This window comes from Telluria sp. AIW5, assembly GCF_056680575.1.
Window position 1 is genome coordinate 3618102 of record NZ_CM155289.1, and the last position, 25227, is coordinate 3643328.

The window sequence follows — 25227 nt, forward strand, 5'->3', positions numbered from 1 at the left end:
GAGGAAGACAAAAACGTCGGCAATCTGCCGGGCCGGCCATGCCCATGGGCTCTCCCGGCGGTTTTTCTACTCTTTTCTTGCTTTACATTGCAGGATTGGTATCATCGATTTGCTGGCTGTCATGTCGATGGCCGTCCGACTGTGAGCTCGTGATGCAGATCCGTGCCTACCTGTATCTGATGGCTGCAGCAATCCTGGTCCCGGTGATCCTGTTCGCCGGCTTCGCGCTGCGCCTGCTCGACGGCGCCGAAAGCGACCTGGCGCGCACCCGGGTGGAGGCCGCGGCCCAGCGCGTGGCCTTGCTGGTCGACGGCGAGCATCGCGCGACCGTAGCCGCGCTGCGGGTGCTGGCAGCATCGCCCTCGCTGGCGCGCGGCGACCTCCCATCCTTTTATGATGAAGCGAAAGCGGCCGCCGGCCCCCACGACGCCTGGTGCGTCCTGATGGACGAGCACGGCGCGCTGCTGTTCAACACCCTGGCGCCATTGGCCAGCACGTCGGTGTTGCCGCGCGACCCGGAACCCGCGTATTTCGCGAAGATGTTCGCCCACGACGGCGCTTACGTGACCGACGTCATGCCGGGACGCGCCAGCGGCCGGCTGGTGACCGCGGTCGCCATGCCGCTCATGAAGGACGGGCGGCGCCATGTGCTGGCGGTCGGCTACGGCACCGATCATTTCATCCACCTGCTGGCCGCTGCCGGCCTGCCGCCGGATTGGCAAATCGACCTCTTCGACCGCGCCGGCAAGCTGGTCGCGTCGAGCAGCGGACCCGCCGAGCTCGTGGGGCAGGATGCGCCGCCGGCGGTGGTGGCCGCGGGCGCCCGTGCACCGCAAGGCATGCTCGACATCCCGCTGCGTAATGGCGGGCGCGGCATCGTGGCGCTCAACCATGCGGCCGCAGGCTGGGTCGTCGCCGTCGGTGCGCCGGCGCGCGCGTTGGCTGCGGCGCCGGGCGGGGCGCCGCGCGCGGCCGCGCTCGCGCTGGTCGCGGCACTGGCCGGTGCGGCCGCGGTCGCGGCCTGGTTCGGGCGTAGCCATGCGCGCTCGATCCGACGCGCGGTCGAGGCGGCAAGCAGCCTCGGACGCGGCGAAATGCCGCCGCATCGCCGCTCGCGCATCGTCGAGATCGACCGCCTGCTGGCCGCCCTGCGCCAGGCCGGCAATGAACTGACCCGGGCCCAGGCCACGCGCGATTCGGCCGGCAACGAGCGCCAGTCCCAGCTCGAGCGGGCCCAGCAGGCGCGCCAGATGGCCGAAGAGGAGAACCGCGCCAAGGACCAGTTCCTGGCCATGCTCGGCCACGAGTTGCGCAATCCGCTGGCGCCGATCGGGACTGCGGCCCAGCTGCTGAAACTCCCCGACCTCGACGGCCACCGCGCGCGCTACGCCGGCGACGTGATCGGGCGCCAGGTCGAGCACATGAACCGGCTGCTCTCGGACATGCTCGACGTGTCGCGCGTCACGCGCGGGCTGGTCACGCTGAACCTGGAGGATGTCGACCTGCGCAATGCCGTCGAGCGCGCCGTCGAGCAGACCCGGCCGCTGATGGAAGATCGCCAGCATCGCCTCGAACTGCGCCTGCCGCAGCACCCGGTGATGGTGCGCGGCGACCAGACCCGCCTGACCCAGGTGGTGGCCAACCTGCTCACCAATTCCGCGAAATACACGCCGCCGCATGGCGCGATCCAGCTGTCCCTCAGCGGCGCCGGCGACGAGGCGACGCTGAGCGTGGCCGACGACGGCGAAGGCATCACTCCCGAACTCCTGCCGCGCGTGTTCGACCTGTTTTCCCAGGGCGAGCGCAAGCCCGACCGCGCCCAGGGCGGCCTCGGCCTGGGGCTGGCCCTGGTGCGCAGCCTGGTGCAGCTGCATGGCGGGAATGTGGACGCCAGCAGTTCGGGTCGCGGCGGCGGCAGCATTTTTACCGTGCGCCTGCCGCTCAAGCACGAGCTGGCCGCGCTGGCCGCGCCGCTGCCGGGTCCGCGCCGCGCAAGCCGCGAGTCGAAGCGCGACGCCCCGCCGGCGGCGCTGCGCGTGATGCTGGTGGACGACAACATCGATGCCGCCGTCAGCCTGTCGCTGCTGCTGGAAGCGGCCGGCGACCACCTGGTCTCGACCTATTACGATGCGGCCAGCGCGCTCGAGTGGGCGGCCTTCGAGCGGCCCGACGTGTTCGTGCTCGACATCGGCCTGCCCGACATGAACGGCTACGAACTGGCGCGGCGCCTGCGCGCGATGCCGCAGTTCGCCGGTACGCTCCTGATCGCGCTGACCGGCTACGGCCAGCTGGCCGACAAGGTGAGGGCGCGCGAAGCCGGCTTCGACATGCACATCGCCAAGCCGGCCGAGCCGGAAGAGATCCTGGCGGCGCTGGCGACTGTCAGTGTTTGCCCTACCGAGGTCGAACGTACATAGAGCGCGCAACGCTCTATTGGGTAACGGCCGGCCGATGCGCTACCATGGCGCTTTCATCATTCATCAAGCCGACCATGCCGAAAAATAAGAAGCCCGTGCCGCGCAAGGGCGCCACTCCCGCCGAACCCGATACCGACGCGCTGGCCCAGGCCCTGGCCGACCTCGCGCTCGAGGTGGCCGAGGGCGAGGAGCTTGAACCGGAACTGGCGGCCGCGCGCGAGGAAGAGTTGCTGGTCGCGATCCGCAAGGCGCTGCGCAAAAAGCGCGACGAAGTGCTGTACGGCGCGATCGAACTGGCACGCTTCACCGATCCCGAAGCCTGCCGCCTGCTGCGCGGCCACATCGGCGAACAGTCGGCGATGCTGCGCCTGCGCCGCGAGGGCGAGGACGAGCTCGAGATCGACGCCTTCCTGATCCCCCTGTTCGTGCGCAGCACGGGCGGCCTGGTGGCCCAGGAAACCTTTATCGATGACGCCGCCTACGAGGAACTGGCGGCCAGCTTCGTCGCTGCCGAACTGGACAGCCCAAAGGCCAAAGTCGCCCTGGTGCGTCACGCCTACGACCTGGCCGAGGCCGACCACATCGGCTTTTCGACCCTGCAGGACCTGCTGCGCGAAGCGGCCGCCAGCATGACGAGCCGGAAGCCGGTGGCGGCGCCCCTGCTCGAGGCCAGCATCCGCGGCTGGACCGGCGAGCGCTTCGCACCCGACGAGACGGCGATGGAACTTCGCTTCCTGTTCGGCTTTTCTTTGAAACGCGTGGACGATCCCTTCTATGCGGTGCCGAAGGACGAGATCGACGCCGACGTGTATTTCGCCGACCGCATGCGCCGCTACCGCGCCTGGACCGAACGCGTGGCGCCGCTGGTGCGCCGCTGCCTGGCGGCCGATCCGGAATCGCTCAGCGTCGACTTCCTCTACCAGGACCTGTTCCACGGCGCCAAGGAGCAGGGCGTGGCCGAGCTGGCGATGCTGGGGACGCTTTCCGAGATCAACGGCCTGCTGGCCGGCAAGGAACTGGCGGCCGACCGCGTGCGCGCCGTCGTCGCTCCGAGGGACGCGGGCGAACACATCGAACTGCGCGTGAACCTGTACGCCCTCGACCGCGGTCCGCCCTGGGGCGGCGTGGCGAAGGCGGTCGACCTGGCCGCCGACCTCGGCGCCGAAGTGGACGAATTGTGCGATGCCCTCGGGTCGATCGGCATCGACGACGTCTCCACCGCCGACAGCTTCGACGAGGAGGGCCATCCGGAAGGTGCCCAGCCGTATCCGCCAGCCTGAATTTCGCCTGAATTTCGCCCGGAAGGCGCCTGAACCCCGCGTGAACCCCGCTTGAATCTCGCATGGTCCCCGCCGCAGCGCAACATCAGCGCCCGGCGGCGGCCCGTGCGCAGCCTTTTCCCCCTCCGGCGCTCGCTACGGCTTCGCTTTTTGCCCACGCTACGGCAGAGTATGCCTACACCCTCTATTCGCTCCCGGCGCGGCCGGCCATGCCACGCAACCCGCCTCTGCGGCGCGTTTCAGGGGCTGCGCACGGTTGCGCATGCCTCCCGTATGGATGAGTTTTCGTAGTGGATTTCCTTGTATATCAGTAGGACTATGCCTACAAAAATTCCTGCAGGACACCGAACTCTCCTATGAGGAAATGCTCTGCGTTTCCGTGGAGTCCTTTCTAGCGACTAATGTTGCGATGCATAAATGAAAATAATAGTAAATTTGCATGTTACGATTCTGCCGTTCGGCTTCATGGCGAAGGCGTGAATCATCTCCGCCGCGGCCATGACTGCCACGGACCCAAGATCAACTAAAGCGCCACCAAGGCGAAAGGAAATCAACATGCCGACCCTGATCGTGTTTTGCCACCTGCGCTGGGACTTCGTCTTCCAGCGCCCACAACATCTGATGACGCGCCTGGCGGAACACTACCAGATCCTGCTTGTCGAAGAACCGGTGCATAGCGAAGGGCCAGCACACCTGCAAAAGACGGCCGTCGCGCCGAACATCACGGTGTGCCGCCCGCATACCCCGATCCTCCATACCCATGGCTTCCACGACGACCAGATCCCGACCCTGCAAGGCCTGCTGGCCGACCTCGTCCCTGAAGGCGAGCGTCCGGTGGTCTGGTTCTACACCCCGATGGCGCTGCCGCTGCTGCAGGGCCTGAACCCGTCGCTGGTGGTCTACGATTGCATGGACGAACTGGCTGCCTTCAAGAACCCGCCGAAGCAGCTGCTGCAGCGCGAATCGGCCCTGCTCAACATCGCCGACCTGGTCTTCACCGGCGGCCCGAGCCTGTACGAAGCCAAGAAAGACCGCCACGCCAACGCCCACTGCTTCTCGAGCAGCGTCGACGCCAGGCACTTCCGCCAGGCGCTTGATGCCGCCATCTCGCATCCGGAGCAGGCCAACATCCCCGGTCCGCGCCTGGGCTTCTACGGCGTGATCGACGAGCGTTTCGATACCGAGCTGGTGCGCCAGATGGCCGCGGCCCACCCGGAATGGCAGATCGTTCTGGTCGGCCCCGTGGTCAAGATCGACCCGGCCGAACTGCCGCGCGCCGACAACGTCCATTACATGGGCCAGCGCAACTATGACGAACTGCCGAAGTTCCTGGCCGGCTGGGACCTCTGCCTGCTGCCGTTCGCGATGAACGATTCGACCAAGTTCATCAGCCCGACCAAGGTGCTCGAGTACATGGCCGCGGAAAAGCTGAGCGTCAGCACCCCGATCACCGACGTCAAGGTGCCATACGGCGACGTCGTGGCCATCGCCTCGACCGCCGACGAGTACATCGCCGCCTGCGAGCGCATGCTGGCCCTGGACGAAGCCGAAAAGGCCCGGCTGCTCGAGCGCATGCGTGACATCGTCGCCAACACTTCGTGGGACAAGACCGCCGCCCGCATGCACGAGCTGATCAGCACCACGGCGCCCGGCGCGGCCCGCTCCGCCGCTGCGGAAGCGCTGGAAGCCGGCACCGCCGCGCGCGTCAGCCCGCTGCCGGTCGCGCAGAAGTCCGCCGCCTGATTATCCAGGTGTCGAGCAACCCGCCCCGCCTGACGGCCGGGCGGGTTTTTTTACGTTTTTTTTACGCTCGGGGGAATCGTCCGGGGGACTGATTTCACGTGGTGATCGGTACCGGCACCCGGCGGCAGCGTGCGCCGCCTCGTTCGTTCCTTAATGCCGGAAGGCCCCCGCGGCGCGCACGGCTTCCGGCTGTGGCAAGGCCTGCGCATCGGCCAGCCTGACGATCGACAGCGGATGCGCAAACTCGATGCCTTCGCGCGTGAAGCGGCGGTAGATCTCGAGCAGGATGGCCTGCTGGGTATCCATGTGGGCGATGTAGTCCGGGCTCTGGAAGTGATACACGACTTCGAAGTTCAGGGACCACTCGCCGTAGTTGAAGAAGTGTGCGCGCTCGAAGGCGGCGGACGGCTCGGCGTCGACCACCTCGCGGATCAGGACCGGCACGCGCGCCAGCTTGGCATCGCTGGCGCCATAGGCCACGCGCAACACGAAGGCGACGCGGCGCGTTTCCATGCGCTTGTGGTTGTGGATCCGGCTTTTCAGCAGGTCGCCGTTGGAGAAGATCACCTGTTCGCCGCCCAGCCCGCGCAGGCGCGTGGTTTTCAGGCCGATGTGCTCGACCGAGCCGAGCACGTCGCCGACGATGATGAAGTCGCCGATCTCGAAGGGCTTGTCGAGCATGATCGAGAGCGATGCGAACAGGTCGCCGAGGATGTTCTGCACGGCCAGGGCGACCGCGATGCCGCCCACGCCCAGGCTCGCCACGAGGGCCGTGATGTTGAAGCCGAAGTTATCCAGCACCATCAAAAAGGCGATCACCCACAGCGCCAGGCGCGTCATGAAACAGACGATGGTGCGCGAGGCCTTGCGCGGCGCGTCGCCGTTGCCCGGGTAATGGTCGCGCCAGGCGCGCAGCAGGGTGTCGCCCCAGATCGCCAGTTGCAGGATCAGGGCCGCGATCGCCACCCGCGACACGACGAGGCGCTGCTTGTCGGTCAGTTCGAGGGCCAGGCTGGCGAGGTAGGCGGCCAGCACCAGCAGGATCAGCAGGTAGGTCTTGCGCAGCATCCTGGCGACCAGGTCGTCGGCCAGGGTCTCGGTGCGTAGCGACAGCGCCTGCATCTTGTGCAGGGCGAGACGGCGCAGCCAGTGCATGGCCAGCGTTGCGCCCAACAGGACGGCGAGGGCGATCGCCCAGCTCTCCAGGGTATTGTTCAGAACGGTAAAATCCATTGTCACTCCAGGCTTGCTGCGCTGCGGCAGCGAGATCCGCTAGTGTGCGGGTCGCCAGCCGGAAGGCGCGCACAATTGACAATTGAAAGGCTGAGGCCTACATTGCTTTCTTCGCAATTACTCACCAAATCTATCGCGCCCGGCGCGTCGACCAACTGCCTATCGATGAGCGCTGCCGTCCAACCCCGTATCCTGCTTGTGGACGATCAGCCTGCCAACCTTGCGGTGCTCGAGGCGCTGCTGGCCGGCCTCGACGCCGTGCTGGTACCGGTCGATTCCGGCGAAGCGGCGCTGCGCGCGCTGCTGGCGCAGGAGTTCGCCCTGGTGCTGCTGGACGTCCGGATGCCGGTCATGGACGGCTTCGAGACGGCCGAACTGATGCGCCGTCACCCGCGCGCGCAGTCGGTGCCGATCGTCTTCATCACGGCCGGCGACAGCGAGGATTTTCTCTGGGAGCGGGTCGAGGCGCTGGGCTGCGTCGACCATCTGCCCAAACCGGTCAATGCCCATGCGCTGCGCGCCAAGGTGCGCCAGTTCCTGGAACTCGATCGCCTGCGCAGCGCCGGTGCATCCGCTCCCGAGCCCGCGCCCGAACCGGCAGGCGGGCACGCAAGCCGGCTGCGCCTGATCCTCGATAACCTGCACGACTACGCCTTCATCGGCACCGACACCGCGCGCCGCATCACCGAGTGGGAAGCGGGGGCGCAGGCCGTCACCGGCTGGAGCGCGCAAGAGGCGATCGGCCAGTCGGCCGACATGATCTTCGTCCCCGAGGACATCGCTGCCGGCCGGCCGGACGAGGAAGCGGAGCGCGCCCGCGCCACCGGCCGCTCGGAAGACCGGCGCTGGCACCTGCGGCGCGACGGCCGGCGCTTCTTCGCCGACGGCATGATGATCGCGCTGCGCGAAAAGGGGGAGCTCCGCGGCTACGCCAAGATCATGCGCGACGCCACCGCGGAACACGAAGCGGCCGTGCAGCTGGCGGCCAGCGAGCGCGCCCTGTTCGACAGCACCGAGCGCTTTGCGCGCCTGCTCGAATCCTCGGGCGAGGGCATCGTCGGGCTCGACGCGCAGGGCCGCTGCACCTTCCTCAACGCGGCCGGCGCCGCCTGCCTCGGCTACGCACCGGCCGAACTCGCCGGAGCGGCAGTCGCCACGCTGTTGCCGCCAGGCGGAGGCGGCTTCGAAGAGGAGGCGCTGCTCGCCGCCGTGCAAAGCGGCGGCGTGCTGCGCCTCGACGAGGCCCAGCTGCTGCGCAAGGACGGCACGCCCCTGCCGGTGGCCTGTTCGGTGCACCCGCTCGACAACGGGTCGCAGTCCGGCACCGGCGCCGGTGGTGCGGTGCTCACCTTTACCGACATCAGCGCGCGCCAGCTCGCCGGGCGCGAACGCGAGCGCCTGGTGGCGCAGCTGCGCACTGCGGGCGAACGCATGCGCGACATCTTTTACCGGGCGCCGGCCGTCATGGCCGTCATGCGCGGTCCGGACATGGTGTTCGAGATGGCCAACCAGCGTTTCGCCGACCTGGTGGGCCGCCGCCATCTGCTCGGCAAACCCCTCCACGCGGCGCTGCCCGAGCTGGCGGGCCAGGGCCTGTTCGAGCTGCTGGAAGCGGTCTACCGCAGCGGCGAAGCGCACGAGGGCAGCAATGTGCGCCTGCAGCTGCACACCGAGAGCGGGGCGCTCGACACGTATTACGTCGACTTCATCTACATGGCCCTGCGCGAGCCGGACGGCAGCGTGTCCGGGGTCCTGGTCCACGGGGTCGACGTCACCGAGCGCACCCGCGCCGACCTGCTCGCGGTGGGCCAGCGCGGAGCCCTCGAGCTGGCGGTGTCGGATGCGCCGCTCGACGACGTGCTCGACCTGCTGGCGCGCACCGCCGAGGAATACGCGGCCGGTGCGGCGCTGGCCGGAATCCAGTTGACAAGCCCCGGCGGCGGCCTGCGCCACGCGGCGGCGCCCGGCCTGCCTGGCGGCCTGCGCGACGCGCTCGACCGGCTCGGCATGGCGCCTCTCGGCGGCGCTGGCGGCACCGCGGCCTGGCGCGCCGAGCCGGTCGACTGTCCCGACATCGCCAGCGACCCGTTGTGGGAGCGCTGCCGCGCCGAGGCGCTGGCCGCGGGCCTGGCCGCATGCCGCGCGCTGCCGATCCTCTCGCCGGCTGGCGCGGTGCTGGGCGCCTTCAGCTGGTATTACCGGGAAGGGACGGTGCGCGCCGCGCGCGACGAAGCGGCGCTGGCCCTGCTGGCCAATACCGCTTCCCTCGTGATCGGCCAGCGTGCCGAAGCCGCGGCGCGCCAGGCCGCCGAAGAGCGCTCGCACGCGATCCTGGAAAGCATGACCGATGGCTTCCTCGCGATGGACGGCAGCTGGCGCATCGGCTACGCGAACGCGGCGGCGGAACGCATCACGGGTCTCGACCGTTCGCAGCTGTTCGGCGACGTGTTCTGGGACCTGTTCCCGGACTGGCAGGGCAGCACCCACGAACAGACCTGCCGCCGCTGCGCCCTCGAACGCACGGCGACCCGGTCCGAAGCCCATATCTCCTCCTGGGGCGGCTGGTACGAGATCAACTGCTTCCCGACCCCCGACGGCGGCATCGCCCTCTACCTGCGCGACGAGAGCGAGCGGCGCCTTGCGGAAGAGGGCGTGCGGCGGCTGGCGGCGGTGGCCGAGCAGTCGTCCGACTTCATCGGCATCTTCGCGCCCGATGGCGCCGGGGTCTACCTGAATCCGGCCGGACGCGCGATGGCGGGCCTTGGGCTGGAGGCCGATATCGGCGGCGCGCGCCTGCTCGACTTCTTTGCGAACGACTGCCGCGCTTTCGTGCGCAGCGAGGTGCTGCCGGCCCTGACCGGCGCCGAGCAGAAATGGGAAGGCGAACTGAAGTTCGCGGCCCGTGCCGGGGGCGAGGCGGTCCCGGTGTACTTCAAGGGCTTCGCCGTGCACGGCAGCGACGGCGCCCACCTGGGCCTGGCGACGATCACGCGCGACATCACCGAACAAAAGCGCGCCGAAGACGACCTGCGCCGGATCGCGGTCGATCTGTCGGAAGCGGACCACCGCAAGAGCGAATTCCTGGCCACGCTGGCGCACGAACTGCGCAACCCGCTGGCGCCGATCCGCACGGGCCTGGACCTGCTGCGGATGGCGCCCGCCAATGCGGCTACCGGTGCGTCCACTGCGACCGACACGGCCGGGCGCGTACACGAGATGATGGACCGCCAGCTCGGGCAACTGATCCACCTGGTCGACGACCTGCTCGACATCGCGCGCATCACGCGCGGGCGCATCGAGCTGAAAAGGAGCCAGGTCGACCTGCGCACGGCGGTCTCGATGGCGGTCGAAAGCAGCAGCGCGCTGGTCAAGGCGGGCAAGCACGCGCTGCAGGTGACGCTGCCCGAGGAGCCGCTGCCGCTCGACGCCGACCTGACGCGCCTGGTACAGGTGCTGTCGAACCTGCTCAACAACGCGGCCAAGTACACGCCGGCGGGCGGACGCATCGCGCTGCAGGCCTGGCGCGAGGGCACGCAGGCGGTGGTGGCCGTTACCGACAGCGGTATCGGCATCGCGCCGGAGGCCATCGGTTCGGTGTTCGAGATGTTCACCCAGGTGCGCAGCAGCCTCGATCGCGCCCAGGGAGGACTCGGGATCGGGCTGTCGCTGGTGCGCAGGCTGGTCGAGCTGCACGGCGGGCGCGTGCAGGCCTTCAGCGAGGGGCGCGGGCGCGGCAGCACCTTCACGGTGCGCCTGCCGCTGCGGCGCGACGGCGCGCAGCAGCAGGCCGCGGCCAGCGGCCACGCGGCGCCGGCGCCTGCGCGCCGCCTGCGGGTACTGGTCGTCGACGACAACCACGATGCGGCCGAGAGCCTGGTCGCGCTGCTCGGCGCCTTGGGCCACGAGACCCGGATGGCGCACGACGGGCCCTCGGGCCTGGCGGCCGCACGCGAATTCCGGCCCGATCTCGCCTTCCTCGACATTGGCCTGCCCGGCATGAACGGCCACGAACTGGCGCGCGCCATCCGATCGTCCGGCGCCGGCAGCGAGCTGCGCGGCCCGGTGCTGGTCGCCCTGACCGGCTGGGGCGCCGCGAGCGACCTGGCGCTCTCGCAGCAGGCCGGCTTCGACCAGCATTTGACGAAGCCTGTCAGCCGTGAAGCGCTGGAACAGGCGCTGGCCGCCGCGATGGAGGGACGCACTGAAGGACGCACTGAAAGCCGCACCGAAGGACGCACATGAGCAAACACACGGTTTCCTGCGGCACGCTGGTGCTCAACGCGGCGGGGCAGCTGCTGCTGTGCCATGTGACCAATACGGCAGCCTGGAACATCCCGAAAGGCATGCGCGATCCGGGCGAGACAAGCCTGGAAGCGGCGGTGCGCGAGCTGCGCGAGGAGGCCGGCGTCGCTTTCGATGCCGCGCGTTTTGCCGACCTGGGGGAATTCGAGTACCGGCGCGACAAGCGCCTGCACCTGTTCCGCGTCGACGCCGGGGACGAGCTGGGCGACCTGGCGCACCTGGCCTGCACCAGTTTTTTTCCGCACCCGAAGTCGGGCAAGCCGACGCCGGAGATGGATGGTTTCAGGTGGGCCGGGCGCGGGGAGATCAGCCGCCTGTGCTGGCCCAGGATGGGGGCTTTGTTGCTGACGCTGGACTGGTGACGGCGCGCGAACCGCTGATCGCGCTGGTTCATCCGGCGCCGCTTCATGTGCCCTGGTTAAAAACCCGCCTCGTGCGCGCCGGCAGCGGTCTTTCGCAGTACCATGGACCGGCCCGGAAAACAGGAGGACCGCCATGAGCAGCCAACCCACCACTTTTGAATCCTACGACGTCGCCACCATCATGGGCGGCATCTACGGCGACGGCATCATCGCCTGCAAGGGCGCCTTCGAACGGACCTGGGTCGAACGGCTCGGGCGCGACATCGCCGTGCTGTTCGAGGAGGCGCAGCGCCGGCCCGGCGGCGCGCTCGCACGGGGACCGAACCGCTATTACGTCGAGGTGCATCCCGAACGCGTGTCGGGCTTCGCCGACATCATTGGCCATCCCTGGGTGGTGGCCGTCTGCCGCGCCATCCTCGGGCCGGAGTATCGGGTCGTCGAGGCCGGCTTCGACGTGCCCGGACCCGGCGCATTGCACCAGCCCTGGCACCGCGACTTCAAGTCCCCGGACGCGACCCTGATCGGGCGGCGCATCAATTCGCTGGCATTCAACATCACGACGGTCGACGTGACGGAAGACATGGGACCGTTCGAGATCGCGCCCGGCACCCAGTGGGACGACCTGGCCGGCGGCGACCCGATGTTCCCGCCCCGGGAGCTCTGGCCGCGCTACGAGGCGCGCGCGCAGCGCAAGCTGCCGAAGATGGGCGATATCTCGGGGCGCTCCGCACTGGCGATCCACCGCGGCACGGCCAACGAGTCCGACCGGTCGCGTCCCGTGTTCGTGCTCGGCGTCGACGCACCCGACGCGCACAACGCGGACAAGCACGACCTGCAGCTGACCCACGGCTATTACGAAAGCCTCGCGCCCGAGCTGCGCCGCCACATCACCTGCCGCGTGGTCGAGCGCCTGGAGCCGATCGTGCAGGCGCATACGATCGAAGGCCTGCGCATGGGCGTCAAGGTCTGAGGGCGGATCTCGGGGAAATGGGAGGGGAGGCGGCGGGCGGCCGGGGAACGGGGCCGCCGGGTGTTACGGACGGCGAATCAGGGCGTGCCCTTGTTCTCGTCCTCTGGTTCGGTGTCCACGGTGTCGGGCATCGAATCTTTCACATTGCCCGGCAGCTGGCCGACGCGGCGGGCGTCGTCGCCCTGGATGTCGAGGCTGACTTCTTCCGCCACTTCGAAGCGGCCGTCTTCCGCGCCTTCGTCGCCCGGCAGCAGGTTGTCGGAGCGATTGTGCTCGTCCGTGTTTGTCTGCGGCGCCTGCGGCTGCCCGCGTGGATCGTTCGTTGCCATGTTGTTCTCCATATCAAACTGTTCACATGGCTTCATTATGTCCGGGCGCGCAGCAGCGGGGCGCACGCTATTTCCGGTCGCCCCCGCGCGGCAGGTTCTTTTCCAGGATCGCCCACAGGATCAGGCCATAGGCCAGCAGACGGATCACGTAGTGCAGCGGCGAATCCTCGCCGCCGGCGTCGTGCAGCGCCGAATACAGGCGGTGCAGCCCTTCGATCAGGAAGGAGAGCGCGAAATACAGGAAGAAGCGGTCGTTCGAATCGCGCCAGAAGCGCAGGAAGAACAGCGCGATCAGGAGCGATCCCAGGCAGATGGCGCCGGTGAACAGGTCGGTCATGCTCATTCCTTCTCGTAGATCAGGCCGTACAGCAGCAACAGGATGGCGACCAGTGCGCTGATCAGCCGCGCAGGCAGGAAGTCGATCGCCGGGAACACGATCTTGTCGAGCAGCAGGAACAGGTTATTCAGCGTCATGACCGCGAAGCAGGCGCCGCTCCAGAACAGCAGGCGGTAGCGCGTGCGCCGGTAGCTGCCGAACAGCAGCCAGGTGCAGGCAAGCGAGGTCAGGATGCACAGGATATAGATCGTTACCGCCACTTACGAATCCTTTCGCAGTTTGAAGGCGTCGGCAAATTGCTGGGCCTTGCGGTCAAGGGAAGAATGGATGAGCAATGTGACTTCGACCAGGTGCCGCGCGTACAGGTCGGCCAGCGCGTCGATGCGCTCGCCCAGCCCGGGGGAAGACGGATGATATTGATAGCAGGCGTCGTGCGGCGCCGCGCAGGGCGCGATCATGCCGGCGCGGCACAGGTCATCGAGCAGCGCCTGCGCGGTGCGCTCGCGCACGTAGAGGCGCTGCGCCAGGGCGTCGGCATGCCATTGCTGCGTCGGATTCGCGCGCAGCAACAGCAATGCTTCAAGGAAGGGGACGGACGGTATGCTTGTGAGCACGAAGCGCCGCAACTCCTCCGGGAACGGGACCTTTTCCATTGTCGGGGGCTGTTTCCGGTATGGAATGTTATCGAAAGAGCCGCAATTCTAGAGCATTCCGGTCGACAATGCACCCGGCATTTACGTATCGTGCGCCCGTATTGACGGCCTGGCGCCGTCCTGCGCGGGCTCGCCGCATCCAAACTGTGTCGGCTACAATGTGCTTTCGTCACAATATTTCGACTCATTCATGTTCAAGAAATTCCTGGCCGGCGCCGGCCTGGCCTGCGCGCTGCTGGCGCCCGCACTCGCCTTTGCATCGAGCTGTCCCGAACAATACGCCGACGGCCGCGCGCCCGAAATCCGTAATCCCAGGCTGGCCGTGAGCACGCGCGAACTGTGCTACGGCGTGTTCGCCGTGATGCACTCGGGCGTCACCCGTACCCCGCTCTGGTCGGCCGAAAACCTGCGCGCCGAAAACGTGGCGTCGGCACAGGGCATGAAGCGCGACAATGCCTTTCACCCGGAATCGCGCCTGCCGCGCGGCCAGCGCGCCGAGCTCGAGGACTATGCGCGCAGCGGTTTCGACCGCGGCCACATGACGCCGAACGGCGACATGCCCGACCGCGTCACCCAGCGCGAGAGCTTCACGCTGGCCAACATGGTGCCGCAGGACGGCGACCACAACCGCCACATCTGGGCGCCGATCGAAGGGGCGGTGCGCAAGATGGCGAAGAAGGAAGGGCAGCTGTATGTCATTACCGGCCCGGCCTTCCTCGGCACCAGCCTGCGCAAGGTCGGCAACGTGCTGGTGCCGACGCACTTGTATAAAGTGGTGTACAGCCCGCGCCAGAAGGCGGCCGCGGCTTACTTCACCGAGAACCGGGCCGGCGCCGAGGTCCAGGTGATCCCGGTGGCCGAACTCGAACGCATCGTCGGCATCGAATTCCTGCCATCCCTGTCGCGCCAGCAGAAGGAGCGCATGCTCGCCCTGCCGAAGGTCCGCCCGCAGAAGAAGGGCGGGTTTTTCTCCTGACGCTTTCGTTTTTAAATACCGGAGCCATCCATGACCGCGAAAAAGAAAACCTTTGTACCGTATGCGAACGAAGCCGACGTGCTGCAGATCGATAACCTGATGATCGAGAACCGGCTTGACCGCATCACGATCTCGGGCGACGTCGACCTGACCGCCGACCAGCAGGGCCTGGCGCACGCGCGGCGCCTGCATGAAGTGATCACGGCCGTGCTTGAAAAGCTCGAGGGACAGGCGCTGCCCGAAAGACTGCCGGCGCCCGACGTGAAGAACGTCGCCAATCCCTTCAACTAGCCTTCCCGCCTTCCCGCGGTCCGGTTCCGGACCGCGTCCCCCCCTTTCTTTTTTAGCGTTTTCAAGGCCTCTCGACTTCGCGTTTCGCCTTTATTTACGCCGTCTATGCGTTTTTCATACCTCAACATTTACAGCAGTCAATGGTGCGCGGTGCCCCAACGGTTTGGAGTAATCTGATTCTGTCTCGCGCAAGCAACCACACGGAGTCTGATCAATGGCAGGTAACCCCGCAGAACCAATTACACAGGACCCATTGCGGATCCCCGTTATCGCGGAAGAACTCGCCATCGGCACCCGTACGGTGGACACGGGACGCGGTGTTCGCGTTCACAAGACCGTGGTCGAACAACCGGTCACCATCGACGAGCGCCTGGGGCGCGACGAGGTGGAGATCCGGCACGTTCCGGTCGACCGCATCGTCGCCCCGGACGAGGCGCCCGCCAACCGCTACGAGGGCGACACGCTGGTCGTGCCGGTCCTCGAGGAAGTGCTGGTTGTCGAGCGCCGCGTGCGCATCAAGGAAGAGCTTCACATCACCCGGATCCGTCGCGAGGAACACCACCAGGAGCAGGTCGTCCTGAAGGCCGAACAGGTCAGTGTCGAACGTTTCGACGAATCCGGCACCCCGCCAATGGAGTAATCAACAGCATCTGGAGGATTCATCATGCAACATACTTTGATCGCCGTATTCGACAATCACAATGACGCCGTCAGCGCCAAGAACGCACTGCTGTCGGGAGGCTTCTCGAGCAGCGACGTACGGCTGTCGCATGGGGACGAAACCGCACCGGGCGGATCGATGTCCAGCACCGGCGGCAGCTCGGCCGATTCCACCAGCACCGACAACGAGCCTGGTATCGGCGCCAGCATCAGGAACTTCTTCAGCGATATCTTCGGCACCGATCACCACGAACACAGCACCAAGTACTCGACCGCCATCGAGCGCGGCAACCACGTGCTGACCGTGAACGCCGACAGCGAGCCGGAAGTCGAGCGCGCCGCCGACATCGTCGAAGGCTTCGGCCCGATCGACATCGACGAGCAATCGGCAAAGTGGGGCATGGGCGGCGACATCGGCATGACCGAAGGGTCGGGTGCCATGATGGGCAGCGCCGGCAGCATGAGCGGCGGCGCCTCGATGTCGCTGCAGTCCGACGGCGACCGCCTGCCACTGAACCAGCAGTCGCTGAACGACCCGAACCCGATGGGCACCACCTACCAGGAGCCGCTCGGCTCGCGCGACGAACTGAGCACCGGCAGCTACGGCGCCGGCACCGGCAACCTGCAGACCGGGGCGCTGGCCGGCTCCTCGCTGGAAGGCTCGGCCGCTTCGACCGCCAACCTGCAGGGCTCGTCGCTCACCGGCTCGACCGCGGGCTCGATGCAGCGCGATACCGCGATGGCACGCGACACCAACATGGCAGCGATTCCTGTCGTCCAGGAACAGCTGAAAATCGGCAAGCGTGAAGTCCAGCGCGGCGGCGTGCGCGTGTACTCGCGCGTCGTCGAAACGCCGGTCAACGAAAGCATCGGCCTGCGCGAAGAGCATGTGAACGTCGAACGCCGTCCGGTCAACGAACCGCTGACCGGCGCCAATGCGGCCGCCTTCAAGGAGCAGTCGATCGAGATGCGCGAAACGGCGGAGGAAGCCGTGGTCGAGAAATCGGCGCGCGTGGTCGAGGAAGTCACGATCAACAAGGAAGTGACGCAGCGCGAGCAGCAGATCAAGGACACCGTGCGCCACACCGAAGTCGAAGTCGAGCAGCTCGGCGCCGGGTCGGCCCGTTCGGCCATGACAAGCGACGACGACTACTACCGCAAGCACTTCACCAGCAACTACGGCAGCACCGGCGGTTCGTACGACGACTACGCGCCGGCCTACAGCTATGGCTCGGAAATGGCGCGCAACCAGAAGTACAGCGGCCGCAAGTGGAGCGAGGTCGAGAAAGACCTGAGCGCCGACTGGTCCACCCGCGCCGGCAACAAGGCCGGCTCGACATGGGAAAAAATGAAGGATGCGGTCAAGTCGGGCTGGGACCGCATGACCACGGACGACGACGACAGCTACTACCGTAACCACTACGACGCCACCTACAGCAGCACCTCGGGCGCCAGCGGGTACGACAGCTACAAGCCGGCCTACAGCTATGGCACCGAAATGCGCCAGAGCCAGATGTACCGCAACCGCCCATGGGACGAAGTCGAACCCGACCTGCGCAGCGGCTGGGAAGCCCGCAACGCCGGCTCCACTGGCTCGACCTGGGAAAACATGAAGGCGGCCGTGCGTCACGGCTGGGACAAGATGACGAAGTAAGCAGCCAGCGCTGATCCGGAAGGGCCCCTTTGGGCACGCTTCCGGTCACGCGAGGCCCGAAAGGCCACTCCGGCATTGATCGGCGTGGCCTTTTTTCAGTTCCTGCAAACGGCGTCAAGCGGTGACGCCCGGGACGAGTCCACCCTACGGATCGCGAAGCGCAGGCCGTACCAATCCTCATCAGCACCAGAACGCTCACTCGGCAAACGCCGGCGCCGCCGGCGTGGCCTTCACGTTCTCGGGCCTGCTCTCAGCCGTCGGCCAACGGCAGGCTGATGCGGTTGCGCCCGAGGTGCTTGGCGCGGTAGAGGGCGGCGTCGGCGATGGCCACCAGCTCGTTGGCAGAATTGTCGGCCCCGGCGATCGCGGTGGCGGCGCCGATCGAGACCGTCACCTGGCGCAGCGGGGCGAGGCCGTTCGGCAGCCGCAATTGCTCGACGCGGCGGCGAATGCGCTCGGCGACGATGGCCGCCCCCTTCAGCGCCTGGTTCGGCAGGATCACGGCGAACTCCTCGCCGCCGTAGCGGGCCACCAGGTCGTTGGCGCGCATCTCGCTGGCGACCGCGGTGGCGATCCGCTTCAGGCATTCGTCGCCGCCCAGGTGGCCGTTGGCGTCGTTATAGGCTTTGAAATTGTCGACGTCGACCATCAGTAGCGAAATTGGCTGGCGCTGGCGCAGCGCGCGCGCCCATTCGGCGGCCAGGGTCTCGTCGAAGCAGCGCCGGTTGGCCAGGCCCGTCAGGCCGTCGCGCGTCGCCAGTTTTTCGAGCGCGAGGCGGGCCATCTTTTCCTCGGTCAGGTCGCGCAGGGTTTCGACGACGGCCTTCAGGCGGCCCTGCTCGTCGAAGATCGGGCTGGCGTCGGCCGCCAGGTAGCGGCGCTTGCCGGCGCGCGGCATGTCGCACCAGGTTTCGACCGACAGCGGCGAGGCCGTCACCTGCGTCTTGCCGTGGCGTGGGTAGATGTGGCGGACCTCATCGAGCCGGTTCTGGATCACCAGGTCGGCCAGGGTCGGGCGCGGCTCGTCGTAAAAGCTGCGCCAGTGGTGGTCGGTACCGACGACTTCGTTGGCGGGCACGCCCGTCAGGCGTTCACAGGCGCGGTTCCAGATCAGGACGTGGGCGCGGCTGTCGAGCACGAATGCCGGGATCGCCAGCATTTCCATCAATTGGCAGGCAAAGGCGAGGTCGGCGGCCGGCGCGATGGTGCTCGCCAGGCTGGCGGGCAGCGCGGCGGCGTGCCCGCTCGCGGCTTGCATGCCGTCGGTCGCCGGATTGGTCACGCATTGCATTGCGGTACTGGTCATCAGTCGGCCTTTTCAACATTCCGTTGAGCAATCTATTGATTGCTGACAAGAGCCGATTCTGCGACCGCAGCGCCTGCGGGCTATTGATGTGGAGCAATGTCCTCCGGCTTGACATTCAGTTCAGCGCGAGCCCCCGTGCGGAGGGGAGCTTCAGGGAGAGCATCGTTCCGCCATCGGGACTGGTCCCGATACGCAGGGCGCCACCCGAGGCTTCGACCCGTTCGCGCATGCCCGCCAGGCCGCAAGTGCAGGGCAGGGCGGAGCGCCGGCTGCCCTCGCCATTGTCGTCAACACGCAACGTCAGGCCATCGCGGCCGTGCTGCAAGGCGACACGCACCCGCGTCGCGCTGGCCCGGTGGCCCACATCGGCGAGCGCGTCCTGCAGCACGCGGTAGAGCAGCGCTTCGGTGTCGAACGCGGCGCATTCGGGTTCCTGCAGGGTGCCGGGTGCGATGTCGAGCTCGTGCGAAATACCGTTCAGGCGCGTGAATTCGTCGAGCTGAGCTTCCATCGCCGCCCGCAAGCCTTCACCCAGGGCCAGCGGACGCAGGCCGTTGACGACCGCGCGCAGCGACTGCAGCGCCACGTCGAGCGTGCCGATCATGGCGCTGCTCTTCTGGTGCACGGAAGGGTGGACGCCGTTCGATGCCACCTGCATGAGGCATAGTTCGACGCGCAGGGTCAGCAGGGTCTCGCCGAGCTCGTCGTGGATCTCGCGCGCGATCCGGCCGCGCTCGCCATCGCGTGCGCTGTCCTGCTGGCGTACGACCCGCGACAGGACCGTCTGGGTATCGGCCAGGATCTGTTCGGCGTTGCGGCGGGCGTCCTGTTCGCGCGCCAGGCGCGAGGCGAGCTCACGCGTGCGGTCGTCGGCGTCGATCGCACGGCGCAGGAGCAGGCAGATGGCGCCGCCGGCACCGAGCAGCCAGAGGATCGTCATCAGCGTCGACAGGCTGGGCGTCGACACGGGCAGCGTTGCGCCGAAAGCGCAGGCAGCGCAGACGAATGCGATCGCGATGGCGGGGATGAAGCCGGCTGTTTTCATGACGCTCCTTCCGACGGGCTATAAGAAATTTCCTCTCGTCAAGTTACTGCGGCTTGCGTCGATTTGTCTTGTCGTGAGTCAATACCCGTGTCGTATAGCAAGTGCAACAGCGGCGGCGGGTGGCCAGCGGGCACTCGGCAAGGCCCATGGCGGGCGGTTATAATGGAAGGTTGACGAGAGGCTTACCGTGACTTACAGCATTAAAGAGATTTTCTACACCTTGCAGGGAGAAGGGGCGCACGCCGGGAGGCCGGCGGTGTTCTGCCGCTTTTCCGGGTGCAACCTGTGGACCGGGCGCGAGCAGGATCGCGCCAGCGCCGTCTGCACCTTCTGCGATACCGATTTCGTCGGCACCGACGGCGAACGCGGCGGCAAGTTCCGCGATGCCGAAGCGCTCGCTGCCGAAATCGACAGCCTGTGGCCGGCCACCCACGCGCCGAGCAAGTACGTCGTCTTCACGGGCGGCGAGCCGCTGCTGCAGCTGGATGCGGCCCTGATCGCGGCCATGCACGCGCATGGCTTCACGATCGCCATCGAGACGAACGGCACCCTGCCGGTGCCGCCTGGCGTCGACTGGATCTGCGTGAGCCCGAAGATGGGTTCGAAACTGGTCGTCGGCAAGGGCAACGAGATCAAGGTGGTGATCCCGCAGGCGAACCAGGACTTGTCCGCCTACGAGCATCTCGATTTCGACAACTTTTTCGTGCAGCCGATGGACGGCCTGCTGGCCGCGCAGAACACGCGCCTGGCCATCGAGACTTGCCGTAACAATCCGAAGTGGAAGCTCAGCCTCCAGACCCATAAACTGCTACAAATCCCCTGATTTTTTTACTAGGCTGATGCTGACCCGATGTTGACTATTACCCGCAAGCTCGAATTCGATGCCGGACACCGGATTCCCGACCATAAAAGCCAGTGCCGCAACCTGCACGGGCACCGCTACACCCTTGAAATTACCCTGGTGGGCGCCGTGATCCAGGCCGAAGGCAATTCGGACAACGGCATGATCATGGACTTCTCCGACATCAAGGCGCTCGCCAAGGAGCACCTGGTCGACGTCTGGGACCACGCCTTCATCGTCTACGAAAAGGACGACAAGGTGCGCGAATTCCTGGCCAGCCTGCCCGGCCACAAGACGGTCGTGATCGACCGCATCCCGACCGTGGAAAACCTGGCGCAGGTCGCTTTCGGCATCCTGAAGGCGGCCTACACCGACCGCTTCGGCACCGGCCTGCACCTGCATAAACTGGTGCTGCACGAAACCCCGAACTGCTGGGCCGAGATTACCGATGCCTGACAGCCTGCCGACGCCCGTGCCGACTGCGCTCGATGCCGTCTCGCCGGATGCCGCCTTCATGCGCATCGCGCTCGAGCAGGCGCAGCTGGCGCGGGCCGAGGGCGAAGTGCCGGTCGGCGCCGTCGTGGTGAAGGATGGGCAAGTGGTCGCGGTCGGCTACAACCAGCCGATCGGGCGCCACGACCCGACCGCGCACGCGGAGGTTATGGCGCTGCGCGCGGCGGCCGAAAAGCTCGGCAACTACCGGCTGCCGGGCTGTGAGCTGTACGTGACGCTGGAGCCCTGCGCGATGTGCTCGGGGGCGATGATGCACGCGCGCCTGGCGCGTGTCGTGTATGCCGCGAGCGACCCGAAGACCGGCGTCTGCGGCTCGGTGCTCGACCTGTTCGCGCACGATGTGCTGAACCACCACACCGAAGTCGTCGGCGGCGTGCTGGCCGGGGAAGCGAGCGCCATGCTCAAAGGCTTCTTTGCCGAACGGCGCGCCGCTGCGCGTCGAACTCCCGCCCCTTAGAGCGTGTGAAAAAGTTATCAGGGCAAGGGATGCGGCCGCCCGACGCGTCGTCGAAGACAGTACGTGGGTACGGCGAGACGATGCAACGCATCCATGGCGATTTTTTCACACGCTCTTAGCGTGCAGCGTGGCGTCCCTGCCGCAAGGGCGCGCACGCACAGCCACGGGCGCCGCGGGTGCTGTGAAAATGTTATGCTGGCGTCGATCTGCCGCCGCCTGGCGCGGCAGGGGATGAGCCCGGCTTCATAGCCCGAGTTTAGAGCCCGACTTCACAACCATGCCGACGCTGACCGCCAACGGAATCCGCATCGCCTTCGACACCGCCGGGGACGCCAAGTCGGCACCGGTGCTGCTGGTGCACGGCCTCGGCATGCAACTGACGAGCTGGCCCGACGAATTCGTTGATGGCCTCGTCGAGCTGGGTTTCTACGTGATCCGTTTCGATCATCGCGACTGTGGCCTGTCCACCAAATTCGACCGCGCCGGCAAGCCGAACCTGGCCTGGAGCTGGCTCAGGTCGCGCTTCAGGCTGCCCGCGAAACCCGCCTACCACCTCGACGACATGGCCGAGGATGCGCTCGGCGTGCTGTCGGCGCTGGGCGTGGCGCGCGCCCACCTGGTCGGCGTATCGATGGGCGGGATGGTCGCGCAGATCCTCGCGGCACGCCATCCGCAGCGCGTGCTCAGCCTCACTTCCATCATGTCGAGCAGCGGCAAGCGCGGCCTGCCCGGACCGAGCCCGGCGGTGCGCGAGGCGCTGCTGCGCCGGCCCGCCAACCCGAACGAAGTCGAGTCGATCATCGACGCGGCCGTGGCGCTGCAGCAGGCCATCGGCAGCCCGGCCTATCCGACGCCGGAAAAGCAATTGCGCCGGCGTGCGGCGCGCGCCTTGCGGCGCTGTTATTGCCCGGCCGGTGTGGCGCGCCAGATGCTGGCGATCACAGGCGCGCCTGAACGCAGCGGCCTGCTGCGCGCGATCACCGCGCCCACCCTGGTCATCCACGGCGCGGCCGACCCGCTGGTGCCGCTCGCCTGCGGCGAAGACACGGCGGCGCAAATCCCGGATGCACGCCTGGAAGTCATCCAGGGCATGGGGCACGACCTGCCGGCCCAGCTGAACGAGCGGATGCTTGCCTTGATCGACGCCAATGCGCGCGGTAAGATGACGCCGGACTCAATACCGCGCCTCTTCGTCAGGCAGTGACCATTCAGTGACCACTTAGTAACCGTTCAGTGACTACATCTCAACTTGGCGTCGCCATCGTGGCGCCCGCCGGCTATGTGCCGGACCCGCTTGCCGTCGACCGCGGTATCGCCCGTTTCGAAGCGCGCGGCTGCCGCGTGCACAATTATTACGACCACGGCGCGATCCACCAGCGTTTCGCCGGCACCGACGCCGCGCGCCTGGCGGCGCTGTATGCGGCGGCCGGGAATCCGGAAGTCGATATCGTGATGGCCGTGCGCGGCGGCTACGGCCTGACGCGCCTGATGCCCCACATCGATTTCGACCGGCTGGCCGCCAGCGGCAAGCTCTTCGTCGGCTACTCGGATCTCACGGCGCTGCACATGGGCCTGTACGCGAAAACGGGCGCGCTCAGCTATGCCGGCCCGTTCGCCGCCGTCGACTTCGGCGCGCTCGAACCGGTCGAGTTCACGCTGGACAATTTCTGGTCTTGCCTGGCCGGTCCCACGCATACGATCATCGAGACCGCCGGCGGCAACCCGCGCGCCGAAGCGACGGGCACGGTCTGGGGCGGCAACCTGGCGATGCTGGTGTCGCTGCTGGGCACGGAATGGTTCCCGCGCATCGAGAACGGCATCCTCTACGTCGAAGACATTGCCGAGCACCCCTACCGGGTCGAGCGCCTGCTGCTGCAGTTGAACCAGGCCGGGGTGCTGGCACGCCAGCAAGCCCTCGTGCTGGGCGACTTTTCCGGCTACAGGCTGGGCGCGATGGACAATGGCTACGATTTCGAGGCCATGCTGGCCTACCTGCGCGAGACGCTGCCGATCCCGGTCGTCACTGGCCTCAGCTTCGGGCACATTGCGCGTCACGTCACGATCCCGTTCGGCGCACAGGCGACCCTGGTGTCGAACGCCGAAGGTTTCCGGCTGACGATGAGCGATTACCCGACGCTGCCCCTTGCCTGAACTGCAGCCGAGCTGTGAACTTCCCGGCAACCCGGCGCGCGCGCACGATGGTAAAATACCCGGTTAATCGAACACGCTTCTAAAGGTTTCTACCAGTGCTTTCCACAGCTAACATCACAATGCAATTCGGCGCCAAGCCGCTCTTCGAGAACATCTCCGTCAAGTTCGGCGATGGCAACCGTTATGGCCTGATCGGAGCGAACGGCTGCGGCAAGTCGACCTTCATGAAGATCCTCGGCGGCGACCTCGACCCGTCGGCCGGCAACGTCAGCCTCGACCCGGGCGAGCGCCTCGGCAAATTGCGCCAGGACCAGTTTGCCTACGAAGACGTGCGCGTCCTCGACGTGGTCATGATGGGCCACACCGAGCTGTGGGACGCCATCGCCCAGCGCGACGCCATCTACGCCAACCCGCAAGCGACCGACGACGACTACATGCGCGCGGCCGAGCTCGAGGGCAAGGTTGCCGAATACGACGGCTACTCGGCCGAAGCGCGCGCCGGCGAACTGCTGCTCGGCCTGGAAATCTCCAGCGAGCTGCACCAGGGCCCGATGAGCGCCGTGGCGCCGGGCTGGAAACTGCGCGTGCTGCTGGCCCAGGCGTTGTTCTCGAATCCCGACATCCTGTTGTTAGATGAGCCGACGAACAACCTGGACATCAACACGATCCGCTGGCTGGAAGACGTGCTGAACCAGCGTAACTCGACGATGATCATCATCTCGCACGATCGCCACTTCCTGAACCAGGTCTGCACCCACATCGCCGACATGGACTACGGCACGCTGAAGGTGTATCCGGGCTCGTACGACGACTACATGCTGGCCTCGACCCAGGCGCGCAACCAGCAGCTGGCGAACAATGCCAAGGCCAAGGAAAAGGTTGCGGAGCTGCAAGAATTCGTGCGCCGCTTCTCGGCCAACAAGTCCAAGGCACGCCAGGCGACCTCGCGCGCCAAGATGATCGACAAGATCAAGATTGAAGACTTCAAGCCATCTTCGCGCGCCTATCCGTTCGTGCGCTTCGAAGGCGAGAAGAAGCTGCACCGCCTGGCGGTGGAGACCGAGGGCCTGACCAAGGCTTACGACCGCACCCTGTTCAAGAACTTCTCGATCATGATCGAAGCCGGTGAGCGCGTGGCGATCATCGGTGCCAACGGCGCCGGCAAGACCACGCTGCTGCGTTGCATCGGCGGCAAGGACATCACCGGCCTCGACGCCGATCATGGCCGTACCAAATGGGCCGAGAACGCGAGCGTCGGCTACATGCCGCAGGACCCGACCGAGGAATTCCCGAAAGACGACATCCTGACCGACTGGATGGGGCGCTGGACGAAAGAGGGCGACGACGACCTCGCCGTGCGCTCGATCCTCGGCCGCCTGCTGTTCAGCGGCGACGAGGTGAAAAAATCGGTGCGCGTGCTGTCCGGTGGCGAGAAGGGCCGCATGATGTACGGCAAGCTGATGCTCGGCCGCCACAACGTCATGCTGCTCGACGAGCCGACCAACCACATGGACATGGAATCGATCGAGTCGCTGAACATCGCGCTGGACAAGTACGAAGGCACGCTGGTCTTCGTCTCGCACGACCGCGAATTCGTGTCCTCGCTCGCCACGCGCGTGCTGGAAGTGAAGGAAAACGAAGTCGTCGACTTCCGCGGCACCTATGAAGAGTACCTGACCAGCCAGGGTATCGATTAAGTCGTTGATG

The 25227-nt window shown here is 66.8% G+C and carries 23 protein-coding genes; 16 read left to right on the top strand and 7 right to left on the bottom strand.

Features of this window, described 5'->3' with window-relative positions:
• Window positions 1-152: 152 nt before the first annotated feature.
• The 3 genes from AC1MEM_RS16005 to AC1MEM_RS16015 all read left to right on the top strand — a co-directional run bounded on the left by AC1MEM_RS16005 (window position 153) and on the right by AC1MEM_RS16015 (window position 5440).
• A complete protein-coding gene (locus AC1MEM_RS16005; RefSeq protein ID WP_499472072.1) occupies window positions 153-2417 on the top strand; it encodes a hybrid sensor histidine kinase/response regulator in 2265 nt (754 codons plus the stop codon).
• A 44-nt stretch (window positions 2418-2461) separates the two neighbouring features.
• Window positions 2462-3697, top strand: coding sequence for a hypothetical protein (locus AC1MEM_RS16010; RefSeq protein WP_499472074.1), 1236 nt, complete (start codon window positions 2462-2464; stop codon window positions 3695-3697).
• A 555-nt stretch (window positions 3698-4252) separates the two neighbouring features.
• Window positions 4253-5440, top strand: a complete 1188-nt coding sequence (locus AC1MEM_RS16015) for a glycosyltransferase family 1 protein (RefSeq protein ID WP_499472076.1) — start codon at window positions 4253-4255, stop codon at window positions 5438-5440.
• Window positions 5441-5590: 150 nt separating this feature from the next.
• On the opposite strand, the gene AC1MEM_RS16020 is transcribed toward AC1MEM_RS16015, so the two are convergent.
• On the bottom strand, window positions 5591-6673 hold the full coding sequence (locus AC1MEM_RS16020) for a mechanosensitive ion channel family protein (protein ID WP_499472078.1): 1083 nt from the start codon (window positions 6671-6673) through the stop codon (window positions 5591-5593).
• Between the two features lie 198 nt (window positions 6674-6871).
• Here AC1MEM_RS16020 and AC1MEM_RS16025 point away from each other — a divergent pair, with 198 nt between their 5' ends.
• From AC1MEM_RS16025 to AC1MEM_RS16035, 3 genes are all read left to right on the top strand, one after another.
• Window positions 6872-10915, top strand: a complete 4044-nt coding sequence (locus AC1MEM_RS16025; RefSeq protein ID WP_499472080.1) for a PAS domain S-box protein — start codon at window positions 6872-6874, stop codon at window positions 10913-10915.
• The gene (locus AC1MEM_RS16030; protein ID WP_499472082.1) at window positions 10912-11337 is read left to right on the top strand and encodes an NUDIX hydrolase; all 426 of its coding nucleotides are present in this window, start codon (window positions 10912-10914) and stop codon (window positions 11335-11337) included. The genes AC1MEM_RS16025 and AC1MEM_RS16030 overlap by 4 nt, the downstream gene beginning before the upstream one ends.
• Before the next feature lie 133 nt (window positions 11338-11470).
• Window positions 11471-12307, top strand: coding sequence for a phytanoyl-CoA dioxygenase family protein (locus tag AC1MEM_RS16035; RefSeq protein WP_499472084.1), 837 nt, complete (start codon window positions 11471-11473; stop codon window positions 12305-12307).
• A 77-nt stretch (window positions 12308-12384) separates the two neighbouring features.
• On the opposite strand, the gene AC1MEM_RS16040 is transcribed toward AC1MEM_RS16035, so the two are convergent.
• The 4 genes from AC1MEM_RS16040 to AC1MEM_RS16055 all read right to left on the bottom strand — a co-directional run bounded on the left by AC1MEM_RS16040 (window position 12385) and on the right by AC1MEM_RS16055 (window position 13626).
• Entirely contained in the window at window positions 12385-12636 is a 252-nt protein-coding gene (locus AC1MEM_RS16040) for a hypothetical protein (RefSeq protein ID WP_499472086.1), read from the bottom strand.
• 67 nt (window positions 12637-12703) lie between these two features.
• Entirely contained in the window at window positions 12704-12973 is a 270-nt protein-coding gene (locus AC1MEM_RS16045) for a DUF5985 family protein (RefSeq protein ID WP_499472088.1), read from the bottom strand.
• Between the two features lie 2 nt (window positions 12974-12975).
• Window positions 12976-13233, bottom strand: a complete 258-nt coding sequence (locus tag AC1MEM_RS16050; RefSeq protein WP_499472090.1) for a DUF5985 family protein — start codon at window positions 13231-13233, stop codon at window positions 12976-12978.
• Entirely contained in the window at window positions 13234-13626 is a 393-nt protein-coding gene (locus AC1MEM_RS16055) for a hypothetical protein (RefSeq protein ID WP_499472092.1), read from the bottom strand. It abuts the gene before it with no gap.
• A 190-nt stretch (window positions 13627-13816) separates the two neighbouring features.
• Here AC1MEM_RS16055 and AC1MEM_RS16060 point away from each other — a divergent pair, with 190 nt between their 5' ends.
• The 4 genes from AC1MEM_RS16060 to AC1MEM_RS16075 all read left to right on the top strand — a co-directional run bounded on the left by AC1MEM_RS16060 (window position 13817) and on the right by AC1MEM_RS16075 (window position 17207).
• Window positions 13817-14602 (top strand): DNA/RNA non-specific endonuclease, encoded by a 786-nt coding sequence (locus AC1MEM_RS16060; protein ID WP_499472093.1) that lies wholly within the window; start codon window positions 13817-13819, stop codon window positions 14600-14602.
• A gap of 30 nt (window positions 14603-14632) precedes the next feature.
• Window positions 14633-14893, top strand: a complete 261-nt coding sequence (locus tag AC1MEM_RS16065; protein WP_499472095.1) for a hypothetical protein — start codon at window positions 14633-14635, stop codon at window positions 14891-14893.
• 253 nt (window positions 14894-15146) lie between these two features.
• Window positions 15147-15533 (top strand): DUF2382 domain-containing protein, encoded by a 387-nt coding sequence (locus AC1MEM_RS16070; protein ID WP_499472097.1) that lies wholly within the window; start codon window positions 15147-15149, stop codon window positions 15531-15533.
• Window positions 15534-15557: 24 nt separating this feature from the next.
• A complete protein-coding gene (locus tag AC1MEM_RS16075; protein WP_499472099.1) occupies window positions 15558-17207 on the top strand; it encodes a YsnF/AvaK domain-containing protein in 1650 nt (549 codons plus the stop codon).
• Between the two features lie 250 nt (window positions 17208-17457).
• On the opposite strand, the gene AC1MEM_RS16080 is transcribed toward AC1MEM_RS16075, so the two are convergent.
• Both AC1MEM_RS16080 and AC1MEM_RS16085 read right to left on the bottom strand, forming a co-directional pair.
• Entirely contained in the window at window positions 17458-18372 is a 915-nt protein-coding gene (locus AC1MEM_RS16080) for a sensor domain-containing diguanylate cyclase (RefSeq protein ID WP_499477666.1), read from the bottom strand.
• 256 nt (window positions 18373-18628) lie between these two features.
• The gene (locus AC1MEM_RS16085; RefSeq protein ID WP_499472101.1) at window positions 18629-19558 is read right to left on the bottom strand and encodes a sensor histidine kinase; all 930 of its coding nucleotides are present in this window, start codon (window positions 19556-19558) and stop codon (window positions 18629-18631) included.
• Window positions 19559-19745: 187 nt separating this feature from the next.
• Here AC1MEM_RS16085 and queE point away from each other — a divergent pair, with 187 nt between their 5' ends.
• From queE to AC1MEM_RS16115, 6 genes are all read left to right on the top strand, one after another.
• Entirely contained in the window at window positions 19746-20381 is a 636-nt protein-coding gene (gene queE, locus AC1MEM_RS16090; RefSeq protein WP_499472103.1) for a 7-carboxy-7-deazaguanine synthase, read from the top strand.
• Between the two features lie 27 nt (window positions 20382-20408).
• Window positions 20409-20855 carry a 6-carboxytetrahydropterin synthase QueD gene (gene queD, locus AC1MEM_RS16095; RefSeq protein WP_435756518.1) on the top strand — a complete coding sequence of 149 codons (447 nt, stop codon included), beginning with the start codon at window positions 20409-20411 and terminating at the stop codon, window positions 20853-20855.
• The gene (tadA, locus tag AC1MEM_RS16100; protein ID WP_499472105.1) at window positions 20848-21369 is read left to right on the top strand and encodes a tRNA adenosine(34) deaminase TadA; all 522 of its coding nucleotides are present in this window, start codon (window positions 20848-20850) and stop codon (window positions 21367-21369) included. The genes queD and tadA overlap by 8 nt, the downstream gene beginning before the upstream one ends.
• Before the next feature lie 277 nt (window positions 21370-21646).
• Window positions 21647-22573, top strand: a complete 927-nt coding sequence (locus AC1MEM_RS16105) for an alpha/beta fold hydrolase (protein ID WP_499472107.1) — start codon at window positions 21647-21649, stop codon at window positions 22571-22573.
• A 29-nt stretch (window positions 22574-22602) separates the two neighbouring features.
• Window positions 22603-23520: a muramoyltetrapeptide carboxypeptidase gene (ldcA, locus tag AC1MEM_RS16110; protein ID WP_499472109.1), complete on the top strand. Its 918-nt coding sequence runs from the start codon at window positions 22603-22605 to the stop codon at window positions 23518-23520.
• Between the two features lie 95 nt (window positions 23521-23615).
• Window positions 23616-25217, top strand: a complete 1602-nt coding sequence (locus AC1MEM_RS16115; protein ID WP_499472111.1) for an ABC-F family ATPase — start codon at window positions 23616-23618, stop codon at window positions 25215-25217.
• Window positions 25218-25227 lie beyond the last annotated feature (10 nt).